The organism is Gluconobacter roseus NBRC 3990 (genome assembly GCF_006538885.1).
GTDB lineage: Bacteria > Pseudomonadota > Alphaproteobacteria > Acetobacterales > Acetobacteraceae > Gluconobacter > Gluconobacter roseus.
The window spans coordinates 190,143-201,029 of record NZ_BJLY01000002.1; the positions used below are offsets into that span (position 1 = coordinate 190,143).

Annotated in this window: 11 protein-coding genes and 1 riboswitch; of the genes, 9 read left to right on the forward strand and 2 right to left on the reverse strand. The window is 58.3% G+C overall.

Annotated elements, in window-relative coordinates; all coding sequences use genetic code 11:
* Positions 1 to 95: 95 nt before the first annotated feature.
* A complete protein-coding gene (locus tag GRO01_RS13800; protein ID WP_197032594.1) occupies positions 96 to 437 on the reverse strand; it encodes a transposase in 342 nt (113 codons plus the stop codon).
* 617 nt (positions 438 to 1,054) lie between these two features.
* Positions 1,055 to 1,189, forward strand: a riboswitch (TPP riboswitch).
* Between the two features lie 134 nt (positions 1,190 to 1,323).
* Here GRO01_RS13800 and thiC point away from each other — a divergent pair.
* From thiC to GRO01_RS04800, 7 genes are read left to right on the forward strand one after another with little or no spacing between them, the layout of a single operon-like run.
* Positions 1,324 to 3,117: a phosphomethylpyrimidine synthase ThiC gene (gene thiC, locus GRO01_RS04770; RefSeq protein WP_062508096.1), complete on the forward strand. Its 1,794-nt coding sequence runs from the start codon at positions 1,324 to 1,326 to the stop codon at positions 3,115 to 3,117.
* On the forward strand, positions 3,114 to 4,052 hold the full coding sequence (locus GRO01_RS04775; protein ID WP_062508098.1) for an FAD-dependent oxidoreductase: 939 nt from the start codon (positions 3,114 to 3,116) through the stop codon (positions 4,050 to 4,052). The genes thiC and GRO01_RS04775 overlap by 4 nt, the downstream gene beginning before the upstream one ends.
* Positions 4,042 to 4,239: a sulfur carrier protein ThiS gene (thiS, locus tag GRO01_RS04780; RefSeq protein ID WP_062508100.1), complete on the forward strand. Its 198-nt coding sequence runs from the start codon at positions 4,042 to 4,044 to the stop codon at positions 4,237 to 4,239. Before GRO01_RS04775 ends, thiS begins: the two co-directional genes overlap by 11 nt.
* Positions 4,240 to 4,241: 2 nt before the next feature.
* Entirely contained in the window at positions 4,242 to 5,000 is a 759-nt protein-coding gene (locus GRO01_RS04785) for a thiazole synthase (RefSeq protein WP_062508102.1), read from the forward strand.
* Complete coding sequence (locus tag GRO01_RS04790) at positions 4,997 to 5,608, forward strand: thiamine phosphate synthase (RefSeq protein WP_062508104.1); 612 nt, start codon at positions 4,997 to 4,999, stop codon at positions 5,606 to 5,608. Before GRO01_RS04785 ends, GRO01_RS04790 begins: the two co-directional genes overlap by 4 nt.
* The gene (locus tag GRO01_RS04795) at positions 5,605 to 6,567 is read left to right on the forward strand and encodes a HesA/MoeB/ThiF family protein (protein WP_062508106.1); all 963 of its coding nucleotides are present in this window, start codon (positions 5,605 to 5,607) and stop codon (positions 6,565 to 6,567) included. Before GRO01_RS04790 ends, GRO01_RS04795 begins: the two co-directional genes overlap by 4 nt.
* Complete coding sequence (locus tag GRO01_RS04800; RefSeq protein WP_062508108.1) at positions 6,564 to 7,322, forward strand: hydroxymethylpyrimidine/phosphomethylpyrimidine kinase family protein; 759 nt, start codon at positions 6,564 to 6,566, stop codon at positions 7,320 to 7,322. Before GRO01_RS04795 ends, GRO01_RS04800 begins: the two co-directional genes overlap by 4 nt.
* 10 nt (positions 7,323 to 7,332) lie before the next feature.
* Here the strand turns inward: GRO01_RS04800 and fucP are convergent, their stop codons facing one another.
* The gene (gene fucP / locus GRO01_RS04805; protein ID WP_062508110.1) at positions 7,333 to 8,667 is read right to left on the reverse strand and encodes an L-fucose:H+ symporter permease; all 1,335 of its coding nucleotides are present in this window, start codon (positions 8,665 to 8,667) and stop codon (positions 7,333 to 7,335) included.
* Between the two features lie 284 nt (positions 8,668 to 8,951).
* Between fucP and GRO01_RS04810 the strand changes: the two genes are divergently transcribed.
* On the forward strand, positions 8,952 to 9,959 hold the full coding sequence (locus tag GRO01_RS04810; RefSeq protein WP_062508112.1) for an LLM class flavin-dependent oxidoreductase: 1,008 nt from the start codon (positions 8,952 to 8,954) through the stop codon (positions 9,957 to 9,959).
* 480 nt (positions 9,960 to 10,439) lie between these two features.
* Positions 10,440 to 10,766 (forward strand): oxidoreductase, encoded by a 327-nt coding sequence (locus tag GRO01_RS04820; protein WP_231490155.1) that lies wholly within the window; start codon positions 10,440 to 10,442, stop codon positions 10,764 to 10,766.
* Positions 10,767 to 10,887: the final 121 nt, after the last annotated feature.

The window sequence follows — 10,887 nt, forward strand, 5'->3', positions numbered from 1 at the left end:
GACAAAGCGGTCTTGTCATAGCGTGCTACGATGCGGCGCATCTGCCTGAGTTGGTTGAACATCCGCTTGATGCGGTTGCGCTCCCTGTAACGCCATCAGTCAGTGTTTTGTGGAGCATTGCGGCCTTTGCGTGATGGAATGACCGGCAGGATCCCATGGATTAGAAGCTCCTGGCGGAAACTGTCGCTGTCATAGCTCCGATCAGCCAGCATGGCCCTGGGGTCTGGAGCCGGAAGTACTATCAGGGCATTTACGGCTTTATAGTCCGAGGCCTGCCGGCCGGTGAAGACAAAGCCAAGAGGACGTTCCTGATTGCCGCATCGGGCGTGGACCTTGCTTGTAAGGGCGCCGCGTGATCGACCAGAACCTTCCGAGTGAGCCTCTCTCTTTGCTCCAGTGGCCTGCGAATGGACACGGACTACGGTGCTGTCAAGCATATGCTGCCAGTCATCGGTCAGCCCCAACTCTACCGAGGGTTGCAGCAGGGCATTGAGAAACAGTCGGTTGTCTCCGGCGGGTCGCACCCAACGTCCGCGCTAAGGCGGCAGAAGCGGACCCAGTATTGCCCATTCCTGATCCGTCAGATCGCCTCGTGCCATGCCTGGTCTCTCTACCCCCTATCCCCACAGGCAGGAAGTGAATTAGATTTCAGGCAGCCCGTATAGATCTTTTGTCAATACAGTATAAGATAAAGAGCGATAGAGCACCTTAAAAAGAATAATGCCAGAATGGCGGAAGTTTAAGTGGCAATCATCGCCCTATATTACGATGATTCCAATGTAATATCAGGCCAGGGAACAGTGAGGTTTGCAATCATCGAACAATGCCGTGAGATATGAATTGCGTCGGATAATGTCCTGAATATACCTATGACGGTCTGCCGCACATATCGGCTGCTCATCCTGATGGAACAGTAGATGCTTGATGCTTCTGGCGGTCGCAGGTCGTCATGCTGTCAAGAAAGACCATAGCCGAAGACTTTGGTCATCGAACCTCGAAAGGCAGAGCGCTCCATTTCGCACTATTGCTTTTCTTTCATTTCTCCCTCACCATCACAGCTCGTCAGGGGGGTCCCGCCTTAAGGGACTGAGAGGCTGATTGGTGTTGTCGGGAAACCGGCTACACGGTGAAGCGACCCTTTGAACCTGACCCAGTTGATACTGGCGTAGGAAGACCGAAGGGCACTCATTTCCATCACCGTATGGGAAAGCGCCTATCGGGCCGATCCGGCCCTGCTTGTGTTTGTGTGCACAGGGGACGGCGGCTCCCTTTCTGCTTCACGTTCTCCCTGGGTCTTTTCGAGTGCGCTTGAGGAGACACCATATGAACGCTTCCATTCCGGCCATTACGACAGGTCCTCTGCCAGCTTCCAGCAAGGTCCATGTTCAGGGCACGCTCTATGACATCAGGGTGCCCATGCGGCAGATTGAGGTTTCGGACGAATGTCCGCTGAACGTCTATGACAGTTCCGGGCCCTATACTGACACCGCCATCAGCATCGACATTGCGAAAGGTCTTGCGGACAGTCGCGGCGACTGGCTTCGCAGTCGTGGCGATGTGGAGGAGTATGACGGTCGCACGATTACGGCGGCTGATAACGGTTTTGCGGAGGGAGAACGGCTGACGCCTGCATTCCCGAACCAGCGCCGCCCCCTGCGGGCGGTAGGGGATCGTGCTGTGACCCAGATGGCATATGCCCGTGCCGGCATCATTACGCCTGAGATGGAATTCGTCGCCATCCGGGAAAATATCGGCCGGAGGCAGGCGCTGAAGGAAGAGCGGGACGGCGAGGATTTCGGAGCCAGCATTCCGGATTTTGTGACACCGGAATTTGTCCAGCAGGAAATTGCCTCAGGACGGGCGATTATTCCCGCCAACATCAATCACCGCGAACTCGAACCGATGATCATCGGTCGCAACTTTCTGGTGAAGATCAACGCCAATATCGGCAATTCGGCCGTGACGTCTTCGATGGAAGAAGAAGTCGAAAAAATGGTGTGGTCCATCCGCTGGGGCGCGGATACCGTTATGGATCTCTCCACAGGCCGCAACATCCATAACATTCGTGACTGGATCATCCGGAATGCCCCAGTGCCAATCGGGACGGTTCCGCTTTATCAGGCGCTGGAAAAGGTTGGCGGGATTGCGGAAGACCTGACATGGGAGATCTTCCGCGACACGCTGATCGAACAGGCGGAGCAGGGCGTGGACTACTTCACCATCCATGCGGGTGTCCGGCTTCACATGATCCCGTTGACGGCCCGACGGGTGACGGGGATCGTGTCGCGCGGTGGCTCCATCATGGCGAAATGGTGCCTGCATCATCACCGCGAGAGCTTCCTGTACGAGCATTTCGAAGAGATCTGTGACATCTGCCGCTGTTATGATGTGTCGTTCTCGCTTGGGGACGGTCTGCGTCCCGGCTCGATTGCCGATGCCAATGATGCGGCGCAGTTTGCGGAGCTTGAGACGCTCGGCGAGCTGACGAAAATTGCCTGGGCCAAGGACTGTCAGGTCATGATCGAAGGGCCGGGCCATGTCCCGATGCACAAGATCAAGGCCAACATGGACAAGCAGCTTGAGCACTGCCACGAGGCACCGTTCTATACGCTTGGTCCGCTGACGACCGATATCGCTCCCGGTTACGATCACATTACCTCGGCTATTGGCGCCGCCATGATCGGCTGGTTCGGCACGGCGATGCTTTGCTATGTCACGCCCAAAGAGCATCTGGGTCTGCCGGACCGGAATGACGTCAAAACAGGGGTCATCACCTACAAGCTCGCAGCCCATGCGGCGGATCTCGCCAAAGGTCATCCGGGCGCACAGATGAGGGATGACGCCCTGTCGCGGGCGCGGTTCGAGTTCCGGTGGGAGGACCAGTTCAATCTGGGTCTCGATCCCGATACCGCCCGTGCCATGCATGATGAGACCCTGCCCAAGCAGGCGCATAAGGTATCCCATTTCTGCTCCATGTGTGGGCCGAAATTCTGCTCGATGAAAATTTCGCATGACATCCGTGCCGCAGCGGAAAAGCAGGACGGCATGGAGCAGATGGCGGAAAAATTCCGTGAAGGCGGGCAGCTCTATGTGCCTGTGACGGAACCGACGGAATGATCCATTCCGTCCTGGGGGGAGGGGTTACGGCACTATGTTGTGCCATGGCCCTTTCCGATCGGGGCCTTGACGTGGAAGTCATCGTCCCGGATGGCGCCCCGGAACCGGCGTCACGGTTTGCGGGGGGAATGCTGGCGCCTTTCTGCGAAGGGGAAAGTGCGCCGGAACTGATCGTGGCAAAAGGGCAGGCTTCCGTGAACTGGTGGGCTGCGCATGTGCCCGACGTCGTGCGGCGTGGCACGCTCGTTGTCGCACCGCCGCGGGATGTTTCCGAACTGGAGCGCTTTGCGCGGGCGACGCGGGAGCATGACTGGGTGTCTCCAGGGGATCTGGAGCCGGATCTGGCAGGGCGTTTCGCACGGGGGCTGTTCTTTTCAAGCGAAGCGCATCTGGATCCGCGACACGCGCTTTCCAGCCTAAAAAGCAGTCTGGAAAGCAGAGGCGTGTCGTTCCGGACCGGGGCGCCACGGGGCCGGATCGTGGACTGTCGGGGGGTGGCGTCCCATGACGAACTGGCCGATCTGCGCGGTGTCCGGGGCGAAATGCTGATCGTGCACGCGCCGGACGTGACACTGACGCGGCCCGTGCGCCTGCTGCATCCACGTTTCCCCTGTTACATCGTCCCGCGCGAAAACGGACGCTACATGATCGGTGCGACCATGGTGGAAAGTGCGCGTCGCGGAGGTGTGACGGCGCGCGCTGCGATGGAACTGCTTTCGGCGGCCTATACGCTTCATCCCGGTTTTGCCGAAGCGGAAATCCTGGAACTGGGCGCAGGGCTGCGTCCGTCCTTTCCTGACAATATTCCGGCCATTCGTCACGCTGCAGACCGCATCCATGTGAATGGGATGTATCGCCACGGTTTTCTGATGGCGCCTGTCTGCGCGGAGCAACTGGCCACGGAACTTGCGGAGCTTCACGCCCATGCGGATTGATCTGAACGGCCAGACCATCGAAACGCAGGCCCGGACACTGGCGGATCTGTTGAGCGAGCAGGGGTTCGAATCCCCCTGCGTGGCCACGGCCGTAAACGGTGATTTTATTGCCCGTCCCCTTCGTTCCGGAACCCCGTTGAATGATGGCGTGAAGGTTGAGGTCCTCTCACCAATGCAGGGAGGCTGACCATGTTCTATGGTGTCGATCTGACGTCCCGTCTGATGCTCGGGACTGCGCAATACCCGTCGCCGCAGGTCCTGCTGGAGGCGATTGAAGCGTCCGGCGCGGAGGTCATTACCGTCTCACTGAGGCGCGAAGGGGCGGCCGGAGGGGCGTTTCGTGATCTTCTGGCGAAAAGCCGATGCCGCCTGTTGCCCAACACGGCGGGCTGTCACACCTTTCGGGAAGCCGTAACCACGGCCCGGATGGCACGTGAAGTCTTCGGAACTTCATGGATCAAGCTGGAAGTGATCGGTCATGCCGACACGCTGCAACCCGACCCGTTCGCGCTCGTCGAGGCCGCGCGCGTGCTGTGTGCGGAGGGGTTTGATGTCTTTCCCTACACGACCGAGGACCTGATCGTGGGCGAAAAGCTGCTTGAGGCCGGTTGCAAAGTCCTGATGCCCTGGGGCGCGCCCATCGGTTCGGGGCAGGGATTGCGGAACCTTCAGGGACTGCGGACCATGAGGGCACATTTCCCGGATGTTCCGCTGGTCGTGGATGCGGGGATCGGTGCCCCCAGTCAGGCCGCGCAGGCCATGGAACTGGGATTTGATGCCGTGCTGCTCAATACCGCCGTGGCGAAGGCGGTCAATCCTGTGGGGATGGCGCGGGCCTTCGGGCGCGCCATACAGGCGGGACGGGAAGGCCATCAGGCTGGACTCATGCTGGAGCGGGACATGGCCAGCGCCTCGACGCCCGTTTTCGGTCTGGCGGAGCTGGCATGATGACGCTTGATCCGTTCTATCTTTTGGTCGGGGAAGTCGGGCTTCTTGAAACGCTGCTGCCCTGCGGTGTGCGGCTGGTGCAGCTTCGCCTCAAGGACAAACCGGAAGCGGAAATCCGTTGCCAGATCCGTCATGCCCGTGATCTGTGTGAGCGCCACGGCGCCCAGCTTGTCATCAACGACTACTGGCGCCTTGCGATGGAACTGGGATGCGATTTCGTCCATCTGGGTCAGGAAGACATGGAAACGGCAGATTTTACCGCGCTTCGAGATGCCGGGATCCGGTTCGGTCTGTCCACTCATGATCCGGCGGAACTCGAACGGGCCCTGTCTTACGAACCAGCTTATGTCGCCCTGGGGCCTGTTTATCCGACCCTTCTGAAAAAAATGAAATGGGGGCCGCAGGGGCTGGAACGGGTGGCCGACTGGAAGAAACGTGCCGGTCAGACGCCGCTTGTCGCCATTGGGGGCCTGACACCCGAGCGCCTCCCCGGGGTCTTTGCCGCGGGGGCGGACAGCGCCGCCGTGGTGACGGATATCCAAATGGCGCAGGACCCGGCTGCCCGCTGCCGGGAATGGGTCGCCGCGACGCGGGCCTATGTACGATGAACCGGTACTTGCGGCAGGTCGGCCTCTTCCCGCAGGGCGAAGCTGACCAGAAGCGTCTTCTGGATGCGCATGTTCTGGTTGTTGGTGCCGGGGGGCTCGGGGCGACCGTTCTGCCAGCACTCGTTGGAGCCGGGTGCGGCAGGATCACGGTGGTGGATCATGACCGTGTGGATGAAAGCAATCTTCATCGGCAGACCCTGTTCCGCATGGAAGATATCGGCAGACTGAAAGTCTTCTGCGTGGCAAAACGACTGGAGGGCCTGAATCCGGATTGCCGGATCATACCCATCGTCCGGCGTCTGGAACCGGCCTCTGCACGCTGTCTTCTGCCGGGTATTTCCGTTGTGGTTGATGCAGCGGACAGTGTGGCCGTGACCTATATGCTGTCTGACCTTTGCCTTGAGGCAGGTGTGCCTCTCGTCAGCGCCTCGGTGCTGGGGCAGTCCGGTTATGTGGGAGGATTCTGTGGTAGTGCCCCCGGTTATCGCGCCGTTTTTCCCGATATTCCTGCCAGCCTTCCCACCTGCTCGGAGGCCGGAGTGCTGGGGCCAGCCGTGGCGGCGCTGGGCGCCATACAGGCGCAGATGACGCTGTCGATCCTGCTGGAAATGCAGCCTTCTCCGCTGGGTCAGATCATCAGTCTGGATCTGGAACACTGGCGGAGTTCTTCCTTTCGCTTTGATGGCGCGCCCGCGCCGGAAGAGGAGGGCCCCTTCATTCTCGGGCTTGAAGAGATCACTGAAGCCGATCGCGTGTTCGATCTCCGGAGCAGGGATGAAAAGGGACCGCCTTCCGTGGAATGGGCCATTCGTGGGCCGATCGAGCGTCCGGAAATGCTGGATGTGAAGGCGGGAAGAACCGTATTCGTCTGTTCCAGTGGCCTGCGGGCATGGCGGGCTGCAAAACGCTTTTCCGGGCAGAGCGACGCTGTCGCGTTCATTGCGACAACAGGGCGATGACGCGTCCCGTTCTTCTGATCGGCGGGATGGATTCCAGTGGAGGGGCCGGCATTGCCCGTGACCTGCTCGCTGTCCATGACGCTGGCCTGACGGCACGCATTGCCGTTACGGCTGTCACGGCGCAGACAGATCGCACGGTGCTGGCTGTGAATCCTGTCTCACCAGCGTTGCTGGCTGCTCAGATTGAGGCTGCGCTGGAGGATGGGATTGGGGCCATCAAGATTGGTGCCCTGTGCAATGCAGGCCTTGTCCGGACTGTGGCAGCCTGTCTTCCCAATGTGCCAGTCGTTCTGGATCCGGTTTTCTGTTCCAGTTCAGGACGTGCCCTGCTGGAGCCAGAAGGGATTCAGGCTCTTCTGAACCTGCTTTTGCCCCGGACGACTGTTTTGACGCCAAACCTGCCGGAACTGGCAGCATTGAAATCGGCACTGGGGCTGCATCAGGCTACTAAACCGGATGACGTTGCGGGAGCACTTCTGGATCGAGGCTGCCAGAGCGTTCTGTTGAAGGGGGGGCATAACGGCCACTCAACATATTCAACGGATATTCTTTATCAGGCGAACTGCTCTCCTTTGTCCTTCCGTTCCATTCGCTATCCGTTCGATCTCAGGGGAACGGGATGTCAGCTGGCCAGCGGTCTGGCTGCGGCACTGGCAGACGGACAGCCGTTGCCGGATGCTGTCAAGGCCGCTCGACGCGGCCTTGAGGAACGCTTCCGGAAAGCAGGCGGTGACCGTGCAACGGCTTCTGCCTGAAATGGCGTTGCTAGAGCGTGGCGTCAAAGACGATCTGCTCTGCTGGTTCATCGTTGGTTTTCATGCAGTATGCCGCGAACATGGCAATCACGATGAAGCATGCCATCGGTACGATATAGGCAAGCTGCATGTTTCCGCCGGTCGCATCCGAGATATAGCCTTGCAGAAGTGGGAGAATACCGCCGCCGCTGATGCTCATGACCAGGATTGACCCGCCATAGGCACGGTCGTGGCCGAGTTCATCGACGGTCAGTCCGTAAATTGTTGGCCAACAGGGGCCGAGCAGTCCACTGACGAAAATGGCGGCATACACAGCCGTAAAGTCGTGAACCATAACGGCATAACCCAACGCGACGATGCAGAGCAGGCTGTAAACGAACAGAACCCGCGCCGGGCGGGCGTGCCGCATGAAGAAATTGGCCACCAGCTTGCCGATAAAGAACGCACAGAATGATGCGATCAGGTAAACGGAAGCCTGCCGCTCATTGATATGTCCCAGTCGCATGGAAAGCCGGATGATGAAGCTCCAGACGCCGACCTGTGCGCCGACATACAGGAACTGCGTCAGGATCCCGAGGACGAAGCGCCTGTTGGCGAACAACCGTTTCAGGGCACCGGTCGTGTCAAGTTCGTGACTGCGCTGCTGATCGCGGCCTTTACAGGCCGGATAACGTGTAAGGCCGATGGCGACCATGACGACCAGCAGAACGCCGAGAATGTAGACATAGGGTTCAAGAGTGGCGTGGATCATGCCAAGCTGATGCTGCCAGGCCTGCGCGGCTGGCATGGCGGAGAGCTGCTCGCGTGAAAGGTCGCCGTCCCTGAAAATCAGGTAGGCCCCCATGCTGGACCCCAGAATGGCGCCGATCGGCTGAAAGGCGCTGGCGAAATTCAGGCGGTGCGTTCCGCGTCCCGGAGGGCCGAGAAGGGTGCAGTATGTATCGGCGGCGGTCTCAATAAAGACTAGTCCGGCTGCGACAACAAAAAGAGCCACGAAGAAAATCTGATATGTCGCGAAATGGGCAGCGGGGAAGAACAGACAGCAGCCAATAAGATATAGAAGCAGGCCCAGCTGGATCGACCATTTATAGCTGAAACGCTTGATAATCATGCCGGCTGGAATGCCCAGCACGAAATAGCTGATGTAAAACGAGAACTGCACAAGTGCGGACTGAAAATCCGACAGCATGAAGGCTTTGCGGAACTGCCCGATCAGCACGTCATTAAGGCTCATGGCGCAGCCCCATAGTGAGAACAGACAACACAACAGGCCGAAAGCGAGCAGGGGTGTACGGTTCAGGTAAAAGCCGTCCGGAAGCTGGACGATGGGGTCGGATTTAGCCACGGATTGCCTCGCAAGGTCTTGTTGACCGCTAAAGATAAACTGGTCCGCCTGTAGAGAGGCGACGTTCCAGCATTAGAATCTGTTATCTTTTGGCTATTATCACATATAAAATGTTTTAAAAGGACTATTCTTTGTGAGGTTTGCCCTTTGACCTCTTCAGGAAATCACATTTTATGGAGGCTTAAGCTTGCAAAGATATGCGTTCAGAAGGTCTGCCTTTTTCTGGTTGGCACGTTCCACAATCCACCCCACCTGTATGGGAAACTGCTGACAGGGCCTTCCACATGATCCCACTTTCAGTTCTAGACCTCGCATTCATCACTGAAGGCGGCTCGGCTGCCGATGCACTTAATCGCAGTGCGGATCTGGCGCGGCATGCGGAAAGTCTGGGTTTTCGACGTTTCTGGCTGGCCGAACATCATGCGATGCCGGGCATTGCCTCCGCCGCAACTGCAGTTGTAATCGGCTATGTGGCAGGGGCTACGAAAACCATCCGGGTGGGGGCAGGCGGAATCATGCTGCCGAACCACGCTCCGCTGGCTGTTGCCGAGGCATTTGGGACACTGGAATCCCTCTACCCGGGCCGGATTGATCTCGGGCTTGGACGTGCCCCTGGCTCCGATCAGGCGACCATGCGTGCTTTGCGTCGTGATCCAACCTCCGCCGAGCGCTTTCCGCAGGACGTTGTCGAGTTGCTGCATTATTTCGAGAAGCCGCAACCGGGGCAGGGCGTTTTTGCGGTACCGGGTGCCGGGCTGACTGTGCCGGTATGGCTGCTGGGATCTTCCCTGTTCTCCGCCCATCTGGCGGCCATTATGGGACTGCCATTTGCATTCGCCAGTCACTTTGCCCCTGACCTGATGGAAGAGGCCGTGGCTCTTTACCGGAAACACTTCGAACCTTCTGAGCGGCTACAAAAACCTTATGCCATGCTCAGTATCAACGCAGTGATTGGGGAAACAGACGCTGAAGCGCAGCAGGCCGCCACATCTCTGCAGCAGCATTTCATTGCACTGCGTCAGGGCCGACCAACAACTTTTCCGGCCCCACGGTCAGTTTCTTGGAGCAGTCAGGAGCAACGTCTGCTCGACAACACGCTGCGCTATACGTTTGCAGGAACGGCAGGAAGCGTTGCACAAGACATCTTGGCTTTCGTGGAGCGGCACAGACCCGATGAATTACTGATCGGTACGCCACTGTTCTCTCAGGCAGAAAGGCGGAAGACCCTCAGCGGGATTGCCCACTACTTAATGGGGGTCGAGATTACGGCTGATCACAATCCACAGTTTTAAGGACGTCTTTTGTTTCTATGACCATGCGCTCTAGCAACTGGCTATCCATGATCGCCTCGTGGTTCGCCGGATTTGCCGAAACCGAAGGGCGGCTGCCCGTTCGAGATTGGAAGGGGTGGCGAGGACCGAGCGTCGTCCTGTCGCGATCTTTCGGGCGATTGCCGTGGAATCCGCGCGTGTCCCTATCCGCAGGGAAATATCGACGCCTTCCGCCACGAGATTGATAATCCGGTCATCAAAAATGATTCGACGGTCAGCTGAGGATGGTCCAGCAGAAACCGCAGTAACTCCAAAATGATATGCAGCCTTGCAAATGTCGTTGCCGCCGAGACCTGCAATCCGCCCGACAGACCTGCTCCTTTGGCGGGAAGTTCCGCTTCATCGGCCTCCTGAATGGCGTTTCGTGCCCGTGTTTTTGAGCAGCTGTTCTTTCATGCCTCTGGCCTCAGTTCGACAACACGCCTCATGTCGCCCGCTGGTATGCGGATATCGAGAGCCGACCTGCCGTGCAACGCGGCATTGTCCGTATCGAAGCTCTGGCCCCCCAAGACTGAGACAGATCCCTCCAAAGGAAAGCCATGTCCAAACGGGACCAATCATCTCACGGATGACTATGGCGGATCGATCGAGAACCGTGCCCGTTTTTTGTTGGAAATTACACAGACTGCCATTGATGTGTGGGGAAAAGAACGCATTGACGTCTGGCTTGCCCTGAGTGGCACTTACAGTTCCATCTCAGACAGGCGATGCCGACGCGGTGGCGTTTGGCCTGTCTTCTATAGAGATGGCAGATCACAGAAGCGCTAATTGTCCTGTCTTGGCAGTTAGTCGTGAGTTCGGCTTGTTTCGAACCATGTCAAATTAATTTCACACACTGACAAGGGAACATTGGAGTAACGGGATGTTCATAAATCCCGGAATGGAAGAC

Excerpts from the sequence above, each read along its gene's own strand:
- GRO01_RS13800 (WP_197032594.1), bottom strand. The coding sequence starts at position 437 with ATGCTTGACAGCACCGTAGTCCGTGTCCATTCGCAGGCCACTGGAGCA.
- GRO01_RS04775 (WP_062508098.1), top strand. The coding sequence starts at position 3,114 with ATGATCCATTCCGTCCTGGGGGGAGGGGTTACGGCACTATGTTGTGCC.
- GRO01_RS04795 (WP_062508106.1), top strand. The coding sequence starts at position 5,605 with ATGAACCGGTACTTGCGGCAGGTCGGCCTCTTCCCGCAGGGCGAAGCT.
- thiS (WP_062508100.1), top strand. The coding sequence starts at position 4,042 with ATGCGGATTGATCTGAACGGCCAGACCATCGAAACGCAGGCCCGGACA.
- GRO01_RS04790 (WP_062508104.1), top strand. The coding sequence starts at position 4,997 with ATGATGACGCTTGATCCGTTCTATCTTTTGGTCGGGGAAGTCGGGCTT.
- GRO01_RS04800 (WP_062508108.1), top strand. The coding sequence starts at position 6,564 with ATGACGCGTCCCGTTCTTCTGATCGGCGGGATGGATTCCAGTGGAGGG.
- thiC (WP_062508096.1), top strand. The coding sequence starts at position 1,324 with ATGAACGCTTCCATTCCGGCCATTACGACAGGTCCTCTGCCAGCTTCC.
- GRO01_RS04820 (WP_231490155.1), top strand. The coding sequence starts at position 10,440 with ATGCGGATATCGAGAGCCGACCTGCCGTGCAACGCGGCATTGTCCGTA.
- GRO01_RS04785 (WP_062508102.1), top strand. The coding sequence starts at position 4,242 with ATGTTCTATGGTGTCGATCTGACGTCCCGTCTGATGCTCGGGACTGCG.
- GRO01_RS04810 (WP_062508112.1), top strand. The coding sequence starts at position 8,952 with ATGATCCCACTTTCAGTTCTAGACCTCGCATTCATCACTGAAGGCGGC.